This is a genomic window from Beutenbergia cavernae DSM 12333, from assembly GCF_000023105.1.
GTDB lineage: Bacteria > Actinomycetota > Actinomycetes > Actinomycetales > Beutenbergiaceae > Beutenbergia > Beutenbergia cavernae.
In genome coordinates, this window is sequence record NC_012669.1 from 4245511 (window position 1) to 4265665 (window position 20155).

Consider the following 20155-nt stretch of genomic DNA (forward strand, 5'->3'; position numbering starts at 1 on the left):
CTACGGTAGCGCCGTCCCGACGTCATCCGTGCGTGCGGTGATCGCCAGCTCGTTGCCCTCGGGGTCCGCGACCACGCACCGGCCCGGACGCTCGTCCTCGACGACCCGGCCCCCGGCCGCGAGCGCCGCGTCCACGCGCGCGTCCACGGCGTCGTGCGGGACAGCGAGCTCCACGTGGATCCGGCCCCGCTGCCGCCGTCGAGCGTCGTCGGACGCCTCCATGTCCTGGAAGAACATGACGGGGCCGAACCGGCGCGGGTCGTACAGGTCCGTGAGGCCCTGGCGGGGGTCCTCGACGTAGCCGAGCGCCGCGGCCCAGAACGCCCGGGTCGCCGGCACGTCGACGGCGTCCATCCCGATCTGCACGAACCGCGCGCCGTCGCGGGCCGGTGCGCCTCCCGCGGCGCGCGCGGCGGCCTGCAGCGGGCCGGCGAGCCCCGAGAACGCGGGCTGCACGTCCGGGTGCCACTGGTCCTTCCCGGTGTCGATCGTGACACCACCCGGGCGCACGTCCACGAGCAGCGGGATGCCGGCGTCGTCGGCCAGGTTCGCCACCGCGACGGCGAGGCTCGCCGCCTGCTCGGGGGACGACGTCGCGTAGAACGCCGTCCCCGCGAACACCGCCCACCAGTCCTCGGTGTCCGCGCCGCCTGGCACCCTCTCGCCCGGCACGAGGTCGACCTCGTTGCCCTCGTCGTCGGCGATCATCACGCCGAACGGCCCGGTCGGCGTCCGGGCCAGCGCCCGCTGGACGGCACCGACCGCGTCGGGTGGGCGGACGACGTCGAGGTGGAGGCGGTTCCGCAGAGGCGGCACCGCCTCGCGGACGCGGAACGCGACCAGCGGGTCCCGATGCCGCGGATCCATCAGCACGTGCTCCCCCACCGGCTCGTAGTCGAGCACCTCCCGCCAGAACGAGCGGGCGGCGTCCGGCGTCGCCGTCTCGACGACGAGCCGCACGTCCTGCAGCGCCGCCGGGTCGGCCCGCAGCCCCAGCTCCCTGGCCTCCGCCGAGATCGCGCGCGCCGCCTCGACCTGAGCGGGATCCGCGGTGCCGTCCCCCGCGCCGCGCAGCCGAACCCGCACCCCGGTGGCGCGCACGTCCACGTCGGCGGCGGCGTCGGGCAGCCCGGCCACCCGGCTGCCGAGCGCCGCGCCGGTGGCGTGGGAGGAGGCAGGGAACCAGGCGCTCGCGTCGCCGCCGAGGACCCGCCAGTCCTCGACGCCGTCGGCGAGCTCGAACGACGTCGTCATGCGCTCACGGTAGGCCCTATCGCGGACGATCGACATCCGGGTTTGTCGTCGCGCTCCACCTGCCCGCCTTCGCCCGCACCTGGTATCGCGGCTCTCCCGGCGGCGTGACGGGACCTCATGTCATGGACGTCGACGTCGCCTCGCGGGCGGAGGGGGACGGAGCGCGCGGCCGGCGTGACGAGCGGCAGCACCGCGTGCACGATCGGGCCGACGGCGAGCGCATAGAGAACGGTGCCGATCCCCACGGTGCCCCCGAGCGCCCAGCCGATCGCGAGCACGCCGACCTCGATGCCCGTGCGCACCGCGCGGAGCGGCCAGCCCGTGCGGGCCGCGAGCCCGGTCATGAGGCCGTCGCGGGAACCGGCGCCCAGCCCGGCTCCGATGTAGAGCGCCGTCGCGACGCCGTTGAGCAGGATGCCCGCGACGAGGTACGCGAGCCGCCCCGGGTAGCCGTGCGCCGTCGGGAGGACGGCGATCGCGCCGTCGAGCACGAACCCGCTGACGACGGCGTTGCTCACCGTGCCGATGCCCGGCCGCTCGCGAAGCGGCCACCACAGGAGCAGGACGGCGACGCCGACCACACCCGTCACGAGACCGATGCTGGTGCCTGTGAGGCGCGCGACGCCGTCGTGGAACACGTCCCACGGCCGCAGCCCGATTCCCGACTCGACGAGCATCGCCAGGCTGAGCCCGTACAGCAGCAGCCCGAGGTGAAGGCGCACGAGACGCTCGGCGCGGCGGTCGCTCGGGAGACTCAGGGTCAGGATGCTCACCCGGTCAGTGATGTCACCGCCGTCTTGCAGATCGCTTACAGGTCGGGCCTCGCCAGCTCGAGCACGCGCGCCGCACACGGCCCGTACGAGGCGTAGCCGGGGTCGCCCGCCGGGCGCCCGTTCAGATGGTCGGCCAGCAGCCGGAACAGCAGGGCGCGCACGAGGTGCTGCGGCGCCGCTCCGAGTTCCGTGAGGAGGTCCACCGGCTCGCGGTGCCAGCACACGGCGTCGACGGCGACGACGGCGCTCGCGTAGGCGGGCGGGCGCCAGTAGAGGCTGAGGTCGAGCAGGGCGGGCGGCAGCGGCTCCGCGAGCGTGTCGGCGAAGAGCACGTTCCCGCTGAGGTCGCCGTGCACGATGCTGGGCGCGTCGCCGGACGGCACGGGACGACGCGCGGCGGTCAGGTCAGCGACGTGCGGGACCAGCGCCGCCGCGTCGTCGCTCGCCTCGCCCCAGGCGAGCGCGTCCGCGCGGGCCCACGCGTCGTCGCGGGTGTCGAGGAACGCGGGGCGGGCGACGTCGGCGAGCAGCGCGGCGAACTCCTCGCCGACGGCGGCAACCTCCCGCCAGCGGCCGCTCTCGTGCCGGCCAGGCAGGTACGGCGCCGCGGTCCACCCGTCGACGACGAGCGCGCCGTCGCCGCTGCGCAGCGGCAGGCTCACGCGGATCGCGGCGTCGCGGACGCGAGGCGCGACCTCGGCCGCGAGCCAGTCCAGGGTCTCGGGCGAGGAGTCGAGCGGCTTGAGCACGAGGCCGCCGGCGCGCCACGACCGACCCTGCCCACCCGCTAGCGGGACGGCGTCGCCCGCCGCCCCGAACGCGGCGAGGACCTGCGGCGGCGGCGCCGAGGCCGTCACAGGCCCCTACCCGACGGTCGGCTCGACGACGAACACCGGGATCTGGCGGGAGGTCTTCTTCTGGTAGTCGGCGTATGGCGGGTAGGCCTCGACGGCACGCGCCCACCACAGCGCCTTCTCCTCGCCGTGCACCTCGCGCGCGACGGCGTCGAACGCACGGTCGCCGTCGCGCAGCTCCACGTGCGGGTGCGCGACGACGTTGTAGTACCAGACGGGGTTCTTCGGGGCGCCACCGAGCGAGGCGACGACGGCGTACGTGCCCTCGTGCTCGACGCGCATGAGCGGCGTGCGGCGCAGCTTCCCCGTCCGGGCACCGACCGTGGTGAGCAGGACGACCGGACGACCGTGGAGCGTGGTGCCCTTCGCGCCGTCCGACGCGACGTACAGGTCAGCCTGCTTGCGCGCCCAGTCACTCGTGCTCGGCACGTACTCGCCCTGCAGCGGCATCGGACCTCCGGGTTTCGAACTGGCCCGCGAGGACCGGTATGCTGGCGCGCGGCGTCGCCTTCGAGCGGCGTCACGCGGGTGTAGTTCAATGGTAGAACTTCAGCTTCCCAAGCTGATAGCGCGGGTTCGATTCCCGTCACCCGCTCCCTTCGAAGGCGCTGGCGTCACGCCGAGTCGCCGGCCGCGACGGCCAGCACCCCCTCGCTGAACGCGGCGATCAGCTCCAGCCGCTCGTCGAGCCCGGCCGCGCTCCAGATGCGCTGCTCGACGTCGATGAGCTCCGGCTCGAGCCCGAACCGCTGGGCCCACGCGGCGGTCCGCTTCGGGAACGGGCAGTAGCGACAGTGCGCCGCGAACCACGCGAGGTACGCGGTCCGCACGAGGTCGCTGGCCAGCTCGTGGAAGAGCCAGCCGTCCGACCGGCGCACGCATCCGGCCAGCTCGGCCAGGACCGCGGGCCGCATCTGGTCGAGGTGCGTCCGGGTCGTGTCGTGGAGCCGAGCGGGAAAGGCCTCGAGCCGTGCGCGGACCTCGCGCGCGAGGCCGGCGTCGTCCGCCAGGATCTCGCCGTAGGCGAAGCCGGACACCGCGAAGAGCGGCGACGGCCACTCGGACTGTCGCTGCCAGCCGGCACCGTCGAGCACCTCCGCCACCCAGCGCCTGAACTGCTCCTGCGTGTGGTGCGCGACATCGACGGGCCAGCCGTCGACGTCGAACGAGTCGAGGCCGCCGAACGCACCGTCGTGCTGGACCGGGTCGGTACCCGGGGTCGCGAGCGCCCGTGCCGGTCGGGCCGATCGAGTCGGGACGCCGTCGGCCCAGATCATCACGACGTCGAGGTCGGAGTCCGCCACGATGCCCGACAGCACCGAGCCCTGCCCGTAGGCGAACGCGAGGGATCCGCCGGGTCGGTACCGCTCGATCACCCGGGCGACGACGTCGCTCACCCCGGCCCGTCGTCCCAGCTCCGTCATCCCGACCTCCGAGCAACTCGGACGAGACCTGCCGGCCCGACAGGCTGCCCCAGTCTGCTCCGAACGACGTCCCGGAGATGTGCCGCACCGACGGCGCGCTCCCTTGTGCCAGGCTGGCCGCATGGACGTCCCCACCCTCGCCGGTGAGGCCGTGACGTTGCGGGCCTGGCGTCTCGAGGACGCCGACTGGTACGTCACGGCGCGCGACGACACGGTCTTCACGTTCACCACCGAGAGGCGCGACCTCACGGCCGCGGACGTGGTGCGCGCGATCGAGCGCGCTCGCTCCAGTGCCACGACCGCCGCCTTCGCGATAGAGGACGAGCGCGGAGCCCTCGTGGGCAACCTCGCGCTGGAACTCGACGACACCGCCGGGGTCTCCTACTTCCTCGCGCCCGCCGGTCGCGGCCGTGGGCTGGCCACCGACGCCGTCCGCACCGCACTGGGCTGGCTCCGGTCGCTGCTGGTCACCGAGGTGCGCGCGGTCACCGCCGCCGACAACGTCGCATCGTCGGCCCTGCTCGAGCGCCTCGGATTCCGGCCGGTCGGCGACGTCGAGCACGAGTGCCTCGGCCCGTCGACGCGATGGGCGCTGGAGCTCACGACGGCGCCGGCCGCCTCGGGCTGATCAGGCGCCGCGCGCGGCGCGCGCCGTCTCGCCAGGCGTCGCCGTCATCCCGGCGAGGATGCCAGGTCCCGCGACACGGCTGATGGGGAGTCCTCCCCATCGGCTGCGGCCCCTCCCGCGCATTACGGTGGTCGGCGGTACCTGTGCACAGTCGAGGTGGGGATGGCATGACCGGATCGAGCGATGACCTCTACGAGCTCCACGACGAGATCGACAGTCAGGTCCAGTCCTTCGAACGCGCTGCCGCGGCCTCGGCCGGACCAGCGGAGGCGACCGACGAGTCACGTTCCATCGAGGTGCGCGCCGCTGCCGACGGCGGCATCGAGCAGCTCACGATCCGCGACACCTGGCGCGAGCACTACCCGCCCGCGGGACTCGGCGCCGCCGTCCTCGCCACCTACGCCTCGGCCGGCGCCGAACGGGCGCGCGGGTGGTCGACGACCCTCGCCGAGGATCTCGACGACGACAGCGCACGGCCACGGCCGACGCCGTTCGCGCACGAGACGGTCGTCGGTCAGCTGCAGGAGATCATGGACGCGCAGCCCGACCGGGCCGTCGACGTCGAGACGTCGCTCAACGCGCTCGTCGGCATCCTCCACGAGATGAACCAGGGCCTCGACCAGACGGTCCGCATCGTGCGTGAGCGGGCGGCCGCGGAGCACCCGGGGCGCAGCTCGTCCGGCAAGGTCGTCGCCACCGTCAACGGGGCGGGAGTCCTCACCGGGCTCGAGTACGACGAGCAATGGCTCGAGAACCGGCACGCGTACAACATCACGCGCGAGACGACCGAGGCCGTCGAGGCGGCCCGCCGGACCGCGGCCATGGCCACGCCGTCGGACCCCATCGACGGCACCCCCCTCGCCGACGTCATCCGCACCACGCAGGACCCTCGCGCTCTGGCGGAGCGCATGCGGTTCACCGGCTGAGCCGGACCGCGCACCACCGACGAGCAGCGACGACCCGCCCCCGACCACCTAGGAGCACCCGATGTCCTTCGAAGCCGCGATGCAGGCGCTCACCGACGATGCCAACCGCTGGCGCACCGTCGCCGGTGAGCTGAACTCCGCGAGCACGTCGGCGGGCGGTCTGGGCCTGGCCGCGAGCCAGTTCTCGTTCGCCGGAGCCACGGTCTCCCAGACGTACGAGAACCTGCGGGCGCACGTGCAGGAGGTGCTCTCGCAGGGGAACACCGAGATCACCGGTGCCGCCGCCGAGCTCGACCAGGTTCGCACCACGTACGAAGGAACGGACCAGGCCGCGAAGGACCGCCTCAACGGCACCTGGAACTGGAACTGAAGCAGCAGAGACCACTGGAGCGAACCAATGCATCCCGTCATCCAGGAGGTCATGGACCTCATCGCGGAGATCGAGCGCAAGATCGAGGAGCTCCGGACCGGCATCAACGACATGCTCGAGTCCATCCCCGGCTTCCTCGACTGGATCTTCGACCGGGTCCGCGACGGCTGGAACTGGCTCGTGGAGAAGCTCGACGAGTTCTGGGGCTGGGTGAACGACGTCGTCGCGATGGCCGGCGACCCGTGGGGGCTCAGCTCCGCTGCGGACACCTGGAACACCGGCGTCGGCGAGCCCGCCATGACGCAGTCACGCGAGGTGGACGCCGGTGACCTGCTCGTCGACGACAACTGGACGGGCGACGCCGCCGACCAGTACAAGCAGAAGCTGCCGGAGCAGAAGTCCGCGATGGAGGTCATCCGCACCGAGTACGCCGCGAAGATCGCGACGGCCCTCGACGCGGTGAAGTCCGGGATCATCAAGTTCTGGACGTCGATGGCCGTCGCGTTCGGCGCGCTCGTGGCCGGCATCATCGGCGCGATCGCCTCCAGCGCCACGGTGTTCGGGCTGCCGGCCGCACCGTTCATCGCCGGCGGCGCGGTGCTCATCGCGATCATCGCCGTGACCGTCGGCGTGAAGCTGCTCGAGTCCGACTGCGCCACCGCCAACACGCAGCTGACCAACGCGCAGTCCGCCGGCCTCGCGCGCTGGCCGGCGTTCGCGCTCGCGTGAGCCCGGCGCCCGTGCCCGGCGACGCCGGCCGGGCCGACCGCCGACGCCGGACGGCCACCGCCCGCGGGGTCGGAGCAGTGGCGATCGGCGTCGGGCTCGTCGCGCTCGCCCTGGCCCTCCTGCCGGGCCGGACCTGGGACGAGGGCGGGTCGGAGGCCTGGGCGATGACCGTGTACCTCGTGGTGGCCGGAGCGAGTCTGCTGCTCGCGCTCGTCGTCGCGGCGCAGGCGTTCGCGATCGCGCGTCGGCGCGACCGCCAGGGCTCGGGCGGCGGCGCCGACCTCGTGACGGTGCTCGCCGTCGTGCTCCTGCTGGTCGGCGCCGGGGTGGCGTTCGTGCGGGGGGTGCCGGACGGCGCCGGACCGTACGTGCTCGGCGTCCAGGTGCTCGGTGGGATCGCGCTCGTGATCCTCTCCGCCGGGAACGGGAAGGCCGCCCGGGAGCGCGACTGAACCCTTGTCGGATCGCCATCGCCGCACTACGGTGGCCCCCTCGCCCGGGGGCACGGGCACGAGGGGGAACGATGGGGGCAGACCTCGAACGGCTTGCTGAGCTGCGCGAACGACTCGATCGGGTGGTGCAGGTCGCGGGCTCCGCAGCGGTCGCGCCGCGCGACGGCGAGGCGGCGGACCCGTCCGGAGCGGTCCACGTCCACCTCGGCGCGGACGGCGAGCTCGCCACGCTCGTCGTGAGCGAGACGTGGCGCGAGCACCATGCGCCCGGCTCGCTGGGCGCCGTCGTCCGCGACACGTTCATCGCCGCCCAGACTGCCCGGGCCACGGCCGCCGCCGAGGAGCTGGCGGCACGTCTGGCGGAACCGGAGCCAACGACCCGTCCGCTCGTCCCCGACGGCAGCTCGACGGCGGACCGGCTCCAGCGGATCCTCGCCGACCAGCCCTCCGGACCCCACGCCGCGTCGATCGCCATGACCGGTCTGGAGGGCTTCCTGACCGAGGCGCTCACGGCTCTGGACGACGCCGCACGTGAGGCCGAGCGACGTCGGCACGTCGAGCACACGGCCACCGTCGGCAGCGCGGTCGCCGCGCGTGTGGACGGAGCCGGGCACCTGATCGCCGTCGAGTACGACGAGCGCTGGCTCGCCGACGCCAGCGCGTTCACGATCTCGCTCGAGACCACCGAGGCGATCAGCGATGCCCGTGCCGCAGCTGCGGCGTCGCTCGACGAGCCGCTCGCCGGCACGGCGCTCGCCGACGTCGCCCGCACCATCGACGACCCGGTGCTGCTCGCGCAGCGTCTCGGGCTGAGCGTCTGAGGCGGGACCGGAGATGGCGTTCGAAGAACCGGCAGGTGAGGCAGGGTCGTCCGGGGCGCAGCCGAGCGGGCCACCCACGTTCGAGGCGGCGATGGACGCCCTGAGCGCGGACGCCGTGCTGTGGGAGGGCGTCGGCGAGTCGCTCGCGTGGACCTCGGAGGTCACCGCAGGCCTCACGCTCGAGTCCAAGGCGTTCTCGTTCATGGGCTCCGACACCGCACAGAGCTACGAGGAGGCACGCCTGCTCGTCCAGACCATCCTGCTCCAGGGCTCGGCGACGACGCAGGACGCGGCGCACACGCTGAGGATCGTGCGGGAGACCTACGAGGGCGCGGACGAGGCGGCCAAGGCCCGCCTCGAGGGCACCTGGGACTGGGAGTGAGGAAGGGCCATGGTGGACGTGCAGCAGCAGGTCCGGGAGCTCGCGGGAAGGACGAAGCAGAGCCTCCTGGAGGCCAGGCAACGAGCGATCGACGAGGTCGAGATCACCTCGCCCGGTGACGTGCTCGGCGTCGCGGTCCTGGCGGAGGTCCTCGAGGAGTTCGACACGACCGTCGACGAGTTCTACACGTGGCTTGACGACAAGATCGACTACCTCGGGATGCCGGACGAGCTGCAGCTGACCGCGTCGAGCTGGATCGAGAACGTCGCCGGCACGATGACCGGTCTCGCGCAGAACGTCGAGACCGGTGACCTGCTCGTCGACGACAACTGGACGGGCGAGGCCGCCGACCGCTACAAGCAGCGGGTCCCGGACCAGGTGGACGCGCTGGCGGCGATCCGTGGGGAGTACGCCCTGCCGCTCGCGAGCGCGCTCAACGGTGTGAAGGACGGGGTGATCGCGTTCGTCGCCGGCCTCGTCGTCGCGCTGCTCGCCCTCGGCATCGCCCTGCTGACCGCGACGACCCTCGTCGGCGCGCTGGGCGCGCTCCTCGTCGCGGCCGGGGCGGTGTACTTCGCCGTCGTGATGCTCCAGGGCGGACTCGAGTCCGCCGACGCGACGCTGCGGGGCATCCTCACCAGCCTGCTGCAGCGCTGGCCGGCCTTCGCCCACTGAGCGGCCACGTCGCCGCTCACGTGCGCAGGACGACGACGGCGTCCCGGCCGTCGTTGCCGAACGTGACGGTCCCGTCGTGGTCGGGGGTGACGACGACGCCGTCGACCTCGACCTCACGGGGCGCCGGGCCGTGGACGACGAGCCGGAACGCGGTCCGCGCGAATCCCTCGTAGCCGGCGCCGTCCGCCGCCGCGACGACGGTGATCTCGTCGCCGGCGTGGCGCAGCGTGAACGTGGTGCGCACTAGGGCGCCGTCGGCGGCGGCGTTCGTGACGCCGTCGTCCTCCTGCAGGGCGCTGACCCACTCGCCGTCCTGGCCGGGCACGAACACGTGCAGCTCGAGCAGGTCGGGGCGCAGGCCCGCGGTGGTGGCGGGCGCCTCGGGGAGGAGCGGGACGACGGCGCCGCCCCGGCCGTACAGCGGGATGCGTTCGCGCGGGGTCGCCACGGTGCGCGTGGCGGGACCCGTGACGACCTCGCCGGTGTGCCAGCAGTGCCAGGTGCCTGCCGGGAACACGACCTCGCGCTCCGTGGCGCCGGCCGCGAGGACGGGGGCGACGAGCAGGTCGCGCCCGAGCAGGAACTGGTCGTCGAGGTCGCGCACGCGCGCGTCGTCGGCGTGGTCGAAGACCAGCGGTCGCTGCACGGGCTCCCCCGTCTCGCCCGCGCGCACGAACGCGGAGTACAGGTAGGGCAGCAGCCGGTAGCGCAGCCCGACGGCCTCCCGCACGAGGTCCGCCACGTCGTCGCCGAACGACCACGGGTACTGGTCCACGGTGCCCGCGACGGTGTGGTTGCGGAAGAACGGAGTGAGCGCGGCGTACTGCATCCACCGCAGGAACAGCTCGGGCTCGGCGTCCCCGCCGAACCCGCCGGCGTCGGCCCCGACGAACGGCTGCCCCGACACCCCGAACCCCGCCGCCATGGGCAGGCTCATCCACAGGTGGTCCCAGCGGGAGACGTTGTCACCGAGCCAGTTCGCGGCGTAGCGCTGGATCCCCGCCGAACCCGCGCGGGTGAGCACGAACGTGCGCAGCTCCGGCATCGCCCGACGCAGCCCCTCGACCGTGCCTCTCGCCATGAGCAGCGCGTACGCGTTGTGGAACCGCTCGTGCGACGCGCGACCGCCGTCGAACAGCATCCGCTCCGGCGCGATCTCGCCCGTCGCGGGCTCGTTCATGTCGTTCCAGATCCCGGCGAGACCGGACGCGACGTGCGCCGCGTTGAGGTCGCCCCACCACTCCCGCGCCTCCGCTGTCGCGAAGTCGGGGAACGCGGTGTCGCCCGGCCACACCTGGCCGATGTAGGTGTCGCCGCCCTCGGTGCGGCAGAACACGTCGCGCGCGACGCCGTCGTCGAACACGGCATACCCCGGCTCGTACTTCACGCCGGGATCGATGATCGTGACGAGCTTGAAGCCCTCACCGGCGAGCCCGTCGATCAACGCGGCCGGGTCGGGGAACTTCTCGGCGTCCCAGGTGAAGACCCGGTAGCCGTCCATGTAGTCGATGTCGAGCCACAACGTGTCGCACGGGATCCGCTCCGCCCGCATCCGCGCCGCGAGCGCCGCCACGTCCTCCTGCCGGTAGGCGTGCCAGCGACACTGGTGGTAGCCGAGGGCCCAGAGCGGCGGCAGCGCGGCGCGGCCGGTGAGCCAGGTGTACGCCTCGAGGACCCGGGCCATCGTGGGGCCGGCGAACACGTACTCGCAGTACTGCCCGCCGCCTGCGTGGATCGCGTACTCCGACTCGGGCGTGAAGTCGTAGGCGGTGCGGTAGCCGTTGTCGAGGAACGAGCCGCCCACGGCGCCGGTGGCGGCGTCGAGATGGTGGAAGAAGGGGATCGACACGTAGTACGGGTCGAACTCGGTGCTCATGCGGTCGGCGCGCGGGTCGTCGGCGTCGCGGCCGGCGGTGAACTCCCCCGACGACGTCGGGTTGAGCACGTCGGTGTTCCACAGCGTGAAGTCGCGGCCGCGGCGGTTGAGGCGACCCGACTTCTCGCCCAGGCCGTAGATCGCGTCGGGGGGCGCGATGCGACGCCGGACGACGAACGCGTCGTTCAGGGTCGCGTACGCCCAGGGGGCGCCGGCGTGGTCGCGGGCCGTCTCGATCACGGCGCTGCCGTCGGCCCGGTGGACGTCGATCGTCAGGTCGACCAGGCCGATGCTCACGGTGAGCTCAGCGGTGCGGACGCGCGCGACGTCGTCGTCCACCTCCGTGGTGACCTCGACGTGGGTGGCGAGCGGGTCGACGCACACGGCGGGCGACGGCGTCTCGTCGAACCGGCCACCGCGGCTGATCCGGATCCGGACGACGTCGGGCCGCACCGCGACCACCTCCAGCCGCTCGCCGTGCAGCTCCGCCAGCAGGCCGCGCTCGGTGGGCGTGACGGAGTCGACGCGGTGGAACCGGCGGTAGTGCTCGGTTCGCGGGAACGTCGGGGTGCTGGCCGGGGCGGCGTCACCGGCGTCGGCGACGGACAGGGGCGGGGTGGGAGCCACGGCACGATCCTGCCGCACGCCTCGGCCGAGCGTTCGCCCGCACCGTCAGAACACGGCCCTGCCGCCCGTCACGCCGACCACGGTGCCGCTGACGTACGAGGCGTCGTCGGACGCCAGGAACACGAACGCCGACGCGACCTCGACGGGTTGGCCCGCGCGCCCGAGCGGCGTGTCCGCTCCGAACGAGGCGACTTTCTCGGCGTCGAACGTGCTCGGGATCAGCGGGGTCCAGATCGGTCCGGGCGCGACGGCGTTCACGCGGATCCCCCTCGGGCCTAGCTCGGCCGCGAGGTTGACCATGAGGTTGTTCAGCGCCGCCTTCGTGGCGGCGTAGTCGAGCAAGGGCTGCGATGGGTCGTACGCCTGGATCGACGTCGTGATGGCGATGCTCGCGCCCGCGCCCAGGTGCGGTGCGACCGCCTTGACCAGCCAGAACGTGGCGAACACGTTCGTCTCGAACACTTGCCGGAGCTGAGAGTCGGTGAAGTTCTCGATCCCCGTCTGCCTGCCCATCTGGAAGGCGGCGTTCGAGACGAGCACGTCGATGCCGCCGAGGCCCTCCAGCGCGGCCCCGGCCAGGTCGCGGTTCGCCTCCTCGGTGCGCTGATCGGTCGGGAGCACCAGGCAGCGCCGGCCCGCGGCCTCGACCGCGCGGCGCGTCTCCTCGGCGTCGCCCTGCTCCTCGGGGAGGAAGCTGATGGCGACGTCGGCCCCCTCCTTGGCGAACGCGATCGCCGTCGCCCGCCCGATGCCGGAGTCCCCGCCGGTCACGAGCGCGCGCTTCCCGGTGAGGCGGTCCCGCCCCACGTAGCTGGACTCGCCGTGGTCCGGGCGCGGCTCCATGGCGTCGGTCCGGCCGGGCCACTCCTGCTGCTGCGGCGGGATGTCCGTCTCGGAGCCGCCCATCACGAGTTCCGGAGGGCCTTGATGAGCTCGCCCTTGCGCATCGACGAGCGGCCCGCGATGCCGATCTCCGCGGCGCGCTTGCGGAGCTTGTCCACCGTCCAGTCGTCGTAGTCGCCGGCCTTGCCGCCCTTGCGGCCGACCTTCGAGCGCGACGACGCCGCCGCCGCGTTCGCGATGCGCGCGGACTTCTGCTTCGAGCTGCCCTCGTCCCGGAGCTTCTCGTACAGCTTCTCGTCCTTGACGCTCGGTCCGGGGCTGCGCTTACCAGGCATCTGATCCTCCTTCGGCTCCTCCACGTTAGGTCGGCCGTGGCAGCCCTGCATCCGCGGTGCTCCACGCCCCATGACGTGCGCCGGCGCCGATGCGGTGCCACGGTGGTGGGCGGCGCGTGGAGGTTCGTCCATCGAGACCGAGGACCGACGCATGACGGCGAAGAAGCAGGCACGACCGAAGCTGCTCTCGGGCGGCAACCCGCAGATCCCCAAGGGCGACGGGAACGGCCCGGTGCAGGACTACCTCGACGCGATGCCCGGCTGGAAACGCGACGTCGGGCGGCGCCTGGACGACCTGGTCGTGAGCACCGTGCCCGACGTCAACAAGGCGGTCCGGTGGAACCAGCCGTTCTACGGACTCGACGGCTGGTTCCTGTCGTTCCGGTGCTACACGGACTACGTCCAGGTGCAGTTCCTCACGGGCACGTCGCTCGATCCGATGCCCCCGAAGGACTCCAAGCACGCGGACATGCGCTACCTCGACATCCGGGAGGACGACGAGGTGGACGAGGGCCAGCTCCGGTCCTGGATCGAGCAGGCCGGCAAGCTGCCGGGCGAGCCCTTGTGAACGCACGGGCGCGGCGGGACGGACGACGACACGACACCAGGGAGGACCCATGCCAGACCTCGTGATCGACTTCATCACCTCGCTCGACGGGTACGCCTCGGCCGAGGGCTGGCCGGGATGGTGGGGCCTGGAGGGACCCGAGTACCTCGGCTGGCTGGAGGAGGACGGCAAGATCGAGTCCACCATCCTCATGGGGGCGAAGACCTACCGGCTCATGTCCGGTTTCGCGGCCTCGCAGTCCGAGGGTGTGGAGGAGCTCGACGCAACCCCGAAGGTGGTGTTCTCCTCGACCCTCACCGAGCCGCTGGAGTGGGTCAACACCCGGCTCGTCCGCGGGGACGCCGCCGACGCCGTCCGCGAGCTCAAGCGCGACGGCGACCGGGAGCTACGCACCCTCGGCAGCCTCTCGTTGTGCCGGTCGCTGCTCGAGGCGGGCCTCGTGGACCGCTTCCGCGTGGTCATGTTCCCGGTCATCACCGGCAGGACCGGCAGCGAACGGATCTACGACGGCTACCCCGACGTCGCGCTCGAGCTGGTCGAGACCCGCACCTTCGACGGGCGCACGCAGCTGCTCGAGTACGTCCCCACGCTGCTCGCGGGACCGCCGGGTAGCGACTCGGCAGGAGCGTCGAGCGACTGAACCCTGACGCCACGGGCCCACCTCAGGTGAGCTGCGCGTGCTGCCCGAAGGAGCGAGAGCATGGAGGACGACTCCGAGACCACTGGCCGTGACGAGACGCGCACCGAGCGCGCCGACCGCAACTGGGACGAGCTTCTCCAGGAGCTCCGCGTCACCCAGACCGGCACGCAGATCCTCACCGGCTTCCTGCTCACGCTGCCGTTCCAGCAGCGCTTCGCCGAGCTCTCGTCCGAGCAGGTGGCGATCTACCTCTGCCTGGTGGGACTGGCCCTGCTCGCGACGGCGTTGGTCGTCGCGCCCGTCAGCATCCATCGCGTGCTGTTCCAGCAGCGCCGCAAGGCGGAGATCGTCGACCTCGGCAGCACGCTCGCCCGGGTGGGACTCGTCGCGCTCGCCCTCGTCGTCACCGGGACCGCGCTGTTCATCTTCGACGTCGTCGCCGGTCGGACGGCCGGGCTCGTCGCGGCCGGCGCCGTGATCCTGCTGCTCGTGGTCGTCTGGGTGATCGTGCCCGGCCGCCTGCACCGCGGCCGGCAGGCCTGACGGGCGCGGTCAGCGCAGGTCGAGCCGCATCAGCACGCGCGGAAAACCGTTGAGGACCGAGTCCGTGTCCGCGACCTTCGTGAAGCCGGCGGCCTCGAACAGCGCACGCGTGCCGACGTACGCCATCGTCAGGTCGACCTTCCGCCCCTGGTTGTCGACCGGGTACCCCTCGACGGCCGAGGCCTTGTGCGCGCGGGCGAACGCGACGGCGCCCGCGAGCAGGTGATGCGAGAGGCCCTCGCCGCGGTGGCCGGGGCGGACGCGGATGCACCACACGGACCAGACGTCGACGTCGTCGACGTGCGGGATCTTGCGGTTGCGCGCGAAGCTCGTGTCGGCGCGCGGGTGGACGGCCGCCCACCCGACCGGCTCCTCGCCGTCGTACGCGATGACGCCGGGTGGCGGGTCCTCGGCCACGAGCTGGGCGACGCGTTCGCCGCGCGCCGGTCCCCGGAGCGCGACGTTCTCCTTCGACGACGTCAGCCGGTAGCTCAGGCACCAGCACACGTTGGCGTCGGGGCGCTTCGGGCCGAGCACCGCGCACACGTCGTCGAACACCGTCGCGGGCCGCACCTCGATCGCCATGCCTCAAGATTGGCTCAAGATCGGCTGTCGTGACGCGATCGCCATCGCGTTTCCCCCCGCGGCGCCCGACGGACCCCTAGCGTTCTGGCGTGCCCGCCACACGGACGTCGCGCCACGGCCGAGTCCGACGACGGCGCCTCCGCCGTGCGACGGCGCTCGTGGCGCTGGCGGTCACGTCCTTCTCGGTGACGTTCGGCGTCGCCGCGTACGCGGAGCTCCAGCGGCGGGTCGACACCCTCGACATCGGTGGGCTCGTGACGGCGCAGACGGCCGACGCGTCCGCGGACGGCGCGCACCCGGAGGACCCGAACGCCGGACGTGCGCTCGACATCCTCGTGATCGGGTCGGACAGCCGGAGCGACGGCGCCGTCCAGGACGAGGTCACCAGCGAGCTCGCGGACACGCACCTCCTCGTGCACGTCTCGGCTGACCGGTCCCGCGTCGAGCTCGTCTCGATCCCGCGCGACGTCATGGTCGACGTCCCCGCGTGCACGACGACCGGCGGCGAGACGATCCCCGCCCGGTTCGACCAGTTCAACAGCGCGTTCGCCGTCGGAGCGTCCGTCGGCGGCGACCTCACGTCCGCCGTGGCGTGCGACGTCGAGCTCGTCCAGTCCGTCACGGGGCTGACGCTGGACGGCTTCGTCGTCGTCCAGATGGGCGGGTTCATCGAGGTCGTCGACGCGCTCGGCGGCGTCGACATCTGCATCCCGGCACCGCTCGACGTGCCCAAGGCGTCCCTGGCGCTGCAGGCGGGCCAGCAACGCCTCGACGGCACCCAGGCCCTCGCCTACGCACGCGCGCGAGTGGGTGTGGGCGACGGCTCGGACCCGGACCGGATCGCCCGGCAGCAGCATCTGCTCGCGGCGATGGTCGAGGAGGTCCTCTCCCGCAACGTCCTCGCCGATGCTCCGGCCCTGTACCAGGTGGTCGCGGCCACGCTCGGTTCCCTCACCACGAGCCCGAACCTCGCGTCCATCCCGGAGATGGTGAGCCTGGGGCTGAGCCTGAGGTCCGTGGGCCCGGGGAACGTCACGTTCATGACGACGCCGTTCGAGGAGTACGAGGCGGAGCCCGGGAGGCTGGTGTTCACGGACGGGGTCGAGGTCCTGTGGGAGTCGCTCGCTGCCGACGTCCCGCTCGCGTCACCGCCGGTGTCACCGAGCGCTCCGCCGTCGGCCGGCGAGGCCGCGACGACGCCGCCGGCGGCGGACGATCCGGACGCGGCGACCGAGCCTCCGCCCGACAACTCCGCCGAGGCGCTCGACGCCGAGTGCTGAGGCGCGGCGGCGCGGCGCTTCTCGTGGCCTGTCACGAACCTCTCGCGAACGGGCCACGAACCTCTCGCGAAGGTCAGGGCGCCGCGAGGAGGACCGCCGAACCCTGACCGCCGCCGCCGCACAGGGCGGCGGCGCCGACGGAGCCGGACCCGAGCGCGCCGAGCCGCCGGCCCAGGTGGCCCACGATCCGCGCCCCGGACGCCCCGATCGGGTGCCCGAGCGCGATCGCGCCGCCGTTCGCGTTGACGATGGCCGGGTCGACGCCGAGCAGGTCGGTGGACGCGATGCCGACGGCCGCGAACGCCTCGTTGATCTCGACGGCGGCCAGGTCGCCGGCGGCGAGACCGGCGTGCTTCAGGGCCGCGTTGACGGCGTTCGCGGGCTGCGCGTGCAACGCCACGTCGGGACCCGCCACGAGCGCGTGCGCCAGGACCCGCGGGCCCGTCAGCCCGTGCGCCTGCGCGTACGCGTCGCTCACGACGACGAGCGCCGCCGCGCCGTCGGAGATCTGCGACGCGTTGCCCGCGGTGATCGTGCCCTCGGGCGAGAACGCCGGCCGGAGTCCCGCAAGCACGTCGGCTGTCGTGTCCGGCCGCACGCCGTCGTCCGCCTCGACGGTGACCCCACGGCGGCCGCTCGTCGTGAACGAGGCGATCTCCTCCGCGAGCGCCGCCGCACCGGCCGCCGCCCGCTGGTGCGACGCCGCCGCGAAGGCGTCCTGCGCCTCGCGCGAGAGCGCGTACGACGCGCCGTGCCGCTCCGTGCTCGCCCCCATCGAGTCGCGCTCGAACGCGTCGGTGAGCCCGTCGTGCTCCACGGTGTCGAGCAGTGTCACGGACCCGTACCGCTGCCCGGCGCGCGAGGAGACCCACACGTGCGGCGCCAGGCTCATCGACTCCTGCCCCACCGCCGCGACGACGTCGTACTCCCCCGTGCTGATGACGCGGTGCGCGTGCACCACTGCCTCCATGCCCGAGAGGCAGACGGCGTTCAGCGTCGTCGCGGGGACAGTCATCGGCACCCCGGCGCCGACGGCGGTCTGCCGCGCCGGGTTCTGCCCGGCACCGCCCTGCAGCACCTGACCCGCCACGGTGAGCTGGACCGCCGGCGCCGGCACCCCCGCCCGCTCCAGCGCGGCCCGCAGCGCGTGCGCCCCCAGCTCGGTCGCGGGCACCCCCGTGAACACCCCGTTGAACCGGACGAACGGCGTCCGCGCGTACCCCACGATGACGCTCATGACCGAGCCTCCTCCTCCGAGACGGGATCGAGGGCGACGACGACGTCGGCCTCCGTCGCGGCCAGCACGTCGTCGGCGCTCACGTCGGGCGCGAGGCGACGCAGCACCAGGCTCCCCCGGGCGGGGTCGACGTCGAGCACCGCATGGTCGGTGACGACGCGGTCGACGACGCCGCGCCCCGTCAGCGGGAGCGTGCACTCGCGCTTCAGTTTGGGTGAGCCGTCGCGCGCGACGTGGTCCATGAGCACGACGATGCGCGGCGTGCCCGCGACGAGGTCCATGGCGCCGCCCATGCCCTTGACGAGCTTCCCGGGCACCGTCCAGTTCGCGAGGTCCCCGGTCTGCGACACCTCGAGCGCGCCGAGGATCGCGATGTCGATGTGCCCGCCGCGGATCATCCCGAACGACGCCGCCGAGTCGAAGAAGCTCGCGCCCGGCAGCACGGTGACCGTCTGCTTGCCGGCGTTGATGAGGTCGGCGTCCTCCTCGCCGTCGAACGGGAACGGCCCGAGGCCGAGGATCCCGTTCTCGCTCTGCAGCGTGATGCGCACGCCCGGCGGCAGGTGGTTCGCGACGAGCGTCGGGATGCCGATGCCGAGGTTCACGTCGTCGCCGTCGTGCAGCTCCGCGGCGGCGACCGCCGCCATCTCGTCCCGCGTCCAGACCATGGGTCCTCCTCCGCGTCTAGGGGGCGACGTGAGCGGCGTCGTCGCCGGTCACGGGTGCGTCGGCCCGCTGCGCGTCCTCGCGCGGCCGGACCGTGCGCTGCTCGATGTCCTTGACCCGCTCGCGCGCGAGCACCAGGCGGTCGACGAAGACGCCGGGGCTGACGATCGTGTCCGGGTCCAACGGCTCCTCCTGCACGATCTCGGCCTCGACCACCGTGACCCGACCCGCCGTCGCCACGAGCGGGTTGAAGTTCCGCGCGGCCATCCGGTACACGAGGTTGCCCCAGGCGTCGGCCCGGTACGCGTGCACGAGGGCGAGGTCGGCGACGATCCCCCGCTCGAGCACGTACTCGACGCCGTCGAAGATCTGCGTCTGCTTGCCCTCCGCCACCGGCGTGCCGACCCCCGTCGCCGTGTAGAAGCCCGGGATCCCGGCGCCGCCGGCGCGCAGCCGTTCCGCGAGCGTGCCCTGCGGCACGAACTCCACGTCGAGGACGCCGTCGAGGTACTGCTGCGCGAACAGCTTGTTCTCCCCGACGTAGGAGGAGAGGACCTTCGCGACCTGGTTGTTCTCGAGCAGGAGCCCGAGGCCCTTGCCGTCGACGCCCATGTTGTTCGAGACCACCGTCAGCCCCGTGACCCCGGAGTCGCGGACCGCCTCGATGAGGTCGGACGGGATCCCGCACAGGCCGAACCCGCCGACGGCGATCGTCATGCCGTCGCGCAGCGTCCCGTCGAGCGCCTCCGCGGCGCTGTCGTACCGCGTCGTCATGTGCTGACCTCCTGGTTGGTTGGTCGGCCGCCCGCCGTCGCCTGTCGGTCGAGAACCTCCCGCGCGTGCAGCAGCACCGGCCCGTCGACCATCTGCCCGTCGTGCACGAACACCCCGTCGTGGTCCTGCGCCGCGGCGAGGATCGCGGCGGCACGGGCGACGGCGTCCGGCGCCGGGGCGTACGCCGTCCGGATCACCGGCACGTGGGACGGGTGGATGCACGCGGTCGCCGAGAAGCCGACGGCGGCGGCGTCCTGGGCCTCGTCGCGGACGCCGTCGAGGTCGGGAATGTCGAGGTGGACCGCGTCGATCGCCGCCTTCCCGGCGGCCGCCGCGGCGAGCAGGACGGCGGAGCGCGCGTGCTGGGCGACGTCCCGGTACGGGCCGCGCTGGCCCCCGGACCGACGGCTCGACGTCCCTCCGAGCGAGGCCACCAGGTCCTCGGCGCCCCACATGAGCGCGACGACGCCGGGACGCCGCGCCAGCTCGGGCGCCGCCAGCACGCCCGCCGCGCTCTCGCACAGGGCGACGACGGCGTAGGGCAGCTCCGGGAGGCTCGCGTCCGCCTTCGGCACCATGACGTAGCGGTAGTCCGTGCCGGCGAGAGCGGCGAGGTCGGCGGCGTGGTCCGGCGTCCCGACGGCGTTGACCCGCACGATGGTGCGCTCCGGATCGAGCGTGCTCGCGCGCACCTCATGCCGGGCGGCGTCCTTGTGCGCCGGAGCGACGGCGTCCTCGAGGTCGAGGATGACGGCGTCGGCGCGCTCGGCCGCCTTGGCGAACCGCTCGGGCCGGTCGCCCGGGCAGAACAGCAGCGCCGGACCCATCGCGAAGCCCGCGGGACCACCGGCGCCAGGGACGTCGTCGTCGGTCCCGGAACCGCCCATCCCGAC

General features: G+C 73.1%; 25 protein-coding genes and 1 tRNA gene. 13 read left to right on the plus strand and 13 right to left on the minus strand.

Annotation, left to right across the window (positions count from 1 at the left end; all coding sequences use genetic code 11):
* From BCAV_RS19255 to BCAV_RS19270, 4 genes are read right to left on the minus strand one after another with little or no spacing between them, the layout of a single operon-like run.
* On the minus strand, positions 1 to 1254 hold the full coding sequence (locus BCAV_RS19255; protein WP_015884303.1) for a VOC family protein: 1254 nt from the start codon (positions 1252 to 1254) through the stop codon (positions 1 to 3).
* Entirely contained in the window at positions 1251 to 2027 is a 777-nt protein-coding gene (yczE, locus tag BCAV_RS19260) for a membrane protein YczE (RefSeq protein WP_015884304.1), read from the minus strand. The genes BCAV_RS19255 and yczE overlap by 4 nt, the downstream gene beginning before the upstream one ends.
* A gap of 35 nt (positions 2028 to 2062) precedes the next feature.
* Entirely contained in the window at positions 2063 to 2884 is an 822-nt protein-coding gene (locus tag BCAV_RS19265; protein WP_015884305.1) for an aminoglycoside phosphotransferase, read from the minus strand.
* 6 nt (positions 2885 to 2890) lie between these two features.
* Complete coding sequence (locus BCAV_RS19270; protein ID WP_015884306.1) at positions 2891 to 3331, minus strand: nitroreductase family deazaflavin-dependent oxidoreductase; 441 nt, start codon at positions 3329 to 3331, stop codon at positions 2891 to 2893.
* A 74-nt stretch (positions 3332 to 3405) separates the two neighbouring features.
* Here BCAV_RS19270 and BCAV_RS19275 point away from each other — a divergent pair.
* Positions 3406 to 3476, plus strand: a tRNA-Gly gene (locus tag BCAV_RS19275).
* Positions 3477 to 3495: 19 nt separating this feature from the next.
* Here the strand turns inward: BCAV_RS19275 and BCAV_RS19280 are convergent.
* Positions 3496 to 4305 (minus strand): hypothetical protein, encoded by an 810-nt coding sequence (locus tag BCAV_RS19280; protein WP_015884307.1) that lies wholly within the window; start codon positions 4303 to 4305, stop codon positions 3496 to 3498.
* A 121-nt stretch (positions 4306 to 4426) separates the two neighbouring features.
* Here BCAV_RS19280 and BCAV_RS21860 point away from each other — a divergent pair, with 121 nt between their 5' ends.
* From BCAV_RS21860 to BCAV_RS19320, 8 genes are all read left to right on the plus strand, one after another.
* On the plus strand, positions 4427 to 4933 hold the full coding sequence (locus BCAV_RS21860) for a GNAT family N-acetyltransferase (protein ID WP_015884308.1): 507 nt from the start codon (positions 4427 to 4429) through the stop codon (positions 4931 to 4933).
* Positions 4934 to 5100: 167 nt separating this feature from the next.
* Complete coding sequence (locus BCAV_RS19290; RefSeq protein WP_015884309.1) at positions 5101 to 5859, plus strand: hypothetical protein; 759 nt, start codon at positions 5101 to 5103, stop codon at positions 5857 to 5859.
* A 61-nt stretch (positions 5860 to 5920) separates the two neighbouring features.
* The gene (locus BCAV_RS19295; protein ID WP_015884310.1) at positions 5921 to 6229 is read left to right on the plus strand and encodes a hypothetical protein; all 309 of its coding nucleotides are present in this window, start codon (positions 5921 to 5923) and stop codon (positions 6227 to 6229) included.
* 27 nt (positions 6230 to 6256) lie between these two features.
* Complete coding sequence (locus BCAV_RS19300) at positions 6257 to 6958, plus strand: hypothetical protein (RefSeq protein ID WP_015884311.1); 702 nt, start codon at positions 6257 to 6259, stop codon at positions 6956 to 6958.
* A complete protein-coding gene (locus tag BCAV_RS19305; RefSeq protein ID WP_043347568.1) occupies positions 6955 to 7410 on the plus strand; it encodes a hypothetical protein in 456 nt (151 codons plus the stop codon). The genes BCAV_RS19300 and BCAV_RS19305 overlap by 4 nt, the downstream gene beginning before the upstream one ends.
* A 71-nt stretch (positions 7411 to 7481) precedes the next feature.
* Positions 7482 to 8231: a hypothetical protein gene (locus tag BCAV_RS19310; protein ID WP_015884313.1), complete on the plus strand. Its 750-nt coding sequence runs from the start codon at positions 7482 to 7484 to the stop codon at positions 8229 to 8231.
* Between the two features lie 13 nt (positions 8232 to 8244).
* Complete coding sequence (locus tag BCAV_RS19315; protein WP_015884314.1) at positions 8245 to 8613, plus strand: hypothetical protein; 369 nt, start codon at positions 8245 to 8247, stop codon at positions 8611 to 8613.
* A gap of 9 nt (positions 8614 to 8622) precedes the next feature.
* Positions 8623 to 9288 (plus strand): hypothetical protein, encoded by a 666-nt coding sequence (locus BCAV_RS19320; RefSeq protein ID WP_015884315.1) that lies wholly within the window; start codon positions 8623 to 8625, stop codon positions 9286 to 9288.
* Positions 9289 to 9304: 16 nt separating this feature from the next.
* On the opposite strand, the gene BCAV_RS19325 is transcribed toward BCAV_RS19320, so the two are convergent.
* Genes BCAV_RS19325 through BCAV_RS19335 form a run of 3 tightly spaced genes read right to left on the minus strand, consistent with a single transcriptional unit; the run spans position 9305 to position 12969 of the window.
* Positions 9305 to 11791 (minus strand): glycoside hydrolase family 31 protein, encoded by a 2487-nt coding sequence (locus BCAV_RS19325; RefSeq protein ID WP_015884316.1) that lies wholly within the window; start codon positions 11789 to 11791, stop codon positions 9305 to 9307.
* A gap of 45 nt (positions 11792 to 11836) precedes the next feature.
* On the minus strand, positions 11837 to 12697 hold the full coding sequence (locus tag BCAV_RS19330) for an SDR family oxidoreductase (RefSeq protein ID WP_015884317.1): 861 nt from the start codon (positions 12695 to 12697) through the stop codon (positions 11837 to 11839).
* Positions 12697 to 12969 (minus strand): DUF7218 family protein, encoded by a 273-nt coding sequence (locus tag BCAV_RS19335; protein WP_015884318.1) that lies wholly within the window; start codon positions 12967 to 12969, stop codon positions 12697 to 12699. The genes BCAV_RS19330 and BCAV_RS19335 overlap by 1 nt, the downstream gene beginning before the upstream one ends.
* A 151-nt stretch (positions 12970 to 13120) precedes the next feature.
* On the opposite strand from BCAV_RS19335, the gene BCAV_RS19340 reads away from it, so the two are divergent.
* Genes BCAV_RS19340 through BCAV_RS19350 form a run of 3 tightly spaced genes read left to right on the plus strand, consistent with a single transcriptional unit; the run spans position 13121 to position 14720 of the window.
* Complete coding sequence (locus BCAV_RS19340; RefSeq protein ID WP_015884319.1) at positions 13121 to 13537, plus strand: DUF1801 domain-containing protein; 417 nt, start codon at positions 13121 to 13123, stop codon at positions 13535 to 13537.
* Positions 13538 to 13586: 49 nt separating this feature from the next.
* Entirely contained in the window at positions 13587 to 14177 is a 591-nt protein-coding gene (locus BCAV_RS19345; protein WP_015884320.1) for a dihydrofolate reductase family protein, read from the plus strand.
* Positions 14178 to 14237: 60 nt separating this feature from the next.
* Entirely contained in the window at positions 14238 to 14720 is a 483-nt protein-coding gene (locus tag BCAV_RS19350; protein WP_015884321.1) for a DUF6328 family protein, read from the plus strand.
* Between the two features lie 9 nt (positions 14721 to 14729).
* Here the strand turns inward: BCAV_RS19350 and BCAV_RS19355 are convergent, their stop codons facing one another.
* Entirely contained in the window at positions 14730 to 15305 is a 576-nt protein-coding gene (locus BCAV_RS19355) for a GNAT family N-acetyltransferase (protein ID WP_015884322.1), read from the minus strand.
* A gap of 89 nt (positions 15306 to 15394) precedes the next feature.
* Here BCAV_RS19355 and BCAV_RS19360 point away from each other — a divergent pair, with 89 nt between their 5' ends.
* Positions 15395 to 16585: an LCP family protein gene (locus BCAV_RS19360; protein ID WP_083770102.1), complete on the plus strand. Its 1191-nt coding sequence runs from the start codon at positions 15395 to 15397 to the stop codon at positions 16583 to 16585.
* 73 nt (positions 16586 to 16658) lie between these two features.
* Here the strand turns inward: BCAV_RS19360 and BCAV_RS19365 are convergent, their stop codons facing one another.
* From BCAV_RS19365 to BCAV_RS19380, 4 genes are read right to left on the minus strand one after another with little or no spacing between them, the layout of a single operon-like run.
* On the minus strand, positions 16659 to 17822 hold the full coding sequence (locus tag BCAV_RS19365) for an acetyl-CoA C-acyltransferase (RefSeq protein ID WP_015884324.1): 1164 nt from the start codon (positions 17820 to 17822) through the stop codon (positions 16659 to 16661).
* The gene (locus tag BCAV_RS19370) at positions 17819 to 18490 is read right to left on the minus strand and encodes a 3-oxoacid CoA-transferase subunit B (protein ID WP_015884325.1); all 672 of its coding nucleotides are present in this window, start codon (positions 18488 to 18490) and stop codon (positions 17819 to 17821) included. The genes BCAV_RS19365 and BCAV_RS19370 overlap by 4 nt, the downstream gene beginning before the upstream one ends.
* Before the next feature lie 16 nt (positions 18491 to 18506).
* The gene (locus BCAV_RS19375; protein WP_015884326.1) at positions 18507 to 19262 is read right to left on the minus strand and encodes a CoA transferase subunit A; all 756 of its coding nucleotides are present in this window, start codon (positions 19260 to 19262) and stop codon (positions 18507 to 18509) included.
* Positions 19259 to 20149 (minus strand): HpcH/HpaI aldolase/citrate lyase family protein, encoded by an 891-nt coding sequence (locus tag BCAV_RS19380; RefSeq protein ID WP_015884327.1) that lies wholly within the window; start codon positions 20147 to 20149, stop codon positions 19259 to 19261. Before BCAV_RS19380 ends, BCAV_RS19375 begins: the two co-directional genes overlap by 4 nt.
* Positions 20150 to 20155 lie beyond the last annotated feature (6 nt).

Excerpts from the sequence above, each read along its gene's own strand:
- BCAV_RS19255 (WP_015884303.1), bottom strand. The coding sequence starts at position 1,254 with ATGACGACGTCGTTCGAGCTCGCCGACGGCGTCGAGGACTGGCGGGTC.
- BCAV_RS19270 (WP_015884306.1), bottom strand. The coding sequence starts at position 3,331 with ATGCCGCTGCAGGGCGAGTACGTGCCGAGCACGAGTGACTGGGCGCGC.
- BCAV_RS19280 (WP_015884307.1), bottom strand. The coding sequence starts at position 4,305 with ATGACGGAGCTGGGACGACGGGCCGGGGTGAGCGACGTCGTCGCCCGG.
- BCAV_RS21860 (WP_015884308.1), top strand. The coding sequence starts at position 4,427 with ATGGACGTCCCCACCCTCGCCGGTGAGGCCGTGACGTTGCGGGCCTGG.
- BCAV_RS19290 (WP_015884309.1), top strand. The coding sequence starts at position 5,101 with ATGACCGGATCGAGCGATGACCTCTACGAGCTCCACGACGAGATCGAC.
- BCAV_RS19295 (WP_015884310.1), top strand. The coding sequence starts at position 5,921 with ATGTCCTTCGAAGCCGCGATGCAGGCGCTCACCGACGATGCCAACCGC.
- BCAV_RS19300 (WP_015884311.1), top strand. The coding sequence starts at position 6,257 with ATGCATCCCGTCATCCAGGAGGTCATGGACCTCATCGCGGAGATCGAG.
- BCAV_RS19310 (WP_015884313.1), top strand. The coding sequence starts at position 7,482 with ATGGGGGCAGACCTCGAACGGCTTGCTGAGCTGCGCGAACGACTCGAT.
- BCAV_RS19315 (WP_015884314.1), top strand. The coding sequence starts at position 8,245 with ATGGCGTTCGAAGAACCGGCAGGTGAGGCAGGGTCGTCCGGGGCGCAG.
- BCAV_RS19320 (WP_015884315.1), top strand. The coding sequence starts at position 8,623 with ATGGTGGACGTGCAGCAGCAGGTCCGGGAGCTCGCGGGAAGGACGAAG.
- BCAV_RS19330 (WP_015884317.1), bottom strand. The coding sequence starts at position 12,697 with ATGGGCGGCTCCGAGACGGACATCCCGCCGCAGCAGCAGGAGTGGCCC.
- BCAV_RS19335 (WP_015884318.1), bottom strand. The coding sequence starts at position 12,969 with ATGCCTGGTAAGCGCAGCCCCGGACCGAGCGTCAAGGACGAGAAGCTG.
- BCAV_RS19340 (WP_015884319.1), top strand. The coding sequence starts at position 13,121 with ATGACGGCGAAGAAGCAGGCACGACCGAAGCTGCTCTCGGGCGGCAAC.
- BCAV_RS19345 (WP_015884320.1), top strand. The coding sequence starts at position 13,587 with ATGCCAGACCTCGTGATCGACTTCATCACCTCGCTCGACGGGTACGCC.
- BCAV_RS19350 (WP_015884321.1), top strand. The coding sequence starts at position 14,238 with ATGGAGGACGACTCCGAGACCACTGGCCGTGACGAGACGCGCACCGAG.
- BCAV_RS19355 (WP_015884322.1), bottom strand. The coding sequence starts at position 15,305 with ATGGCGATCGAGGTGCGGCCCGCGACGGTGTTCGACGACGTGTGCGCG.
- BCAV_RS19365 (WP_015884324.1), bottom strand. The coding sequence starts at position 17,822 with ATGAGCGTCATCGTGGGGTACGCGCGGACGCCGTTCGTCCGGTTCAAC.
- BCAV_RS19370 (WP_015884325.1), bottom strand. The coding sequence starts at position 18,490 with ATGGTCTGGACGCGGGACGAGATGGCGGCGGTCGCCGCCGCGGAGCTG.
- BCAV_RS19375 (WP_015884326.1), bottom strand. The coding sequence starts at position 19,262 with ATGACGACGCGGTACGACAGCGCCGCGGAGGCGCTCGACGGGACGCTG.
- BCAV_RS19380 (WP_015884327.1), bottom strand. The coding sequence starts at position 20,149 with ATGGGCGGTTCCGGGACCGACGACGACGTCCCTGGCGCCGGTGGTCCC.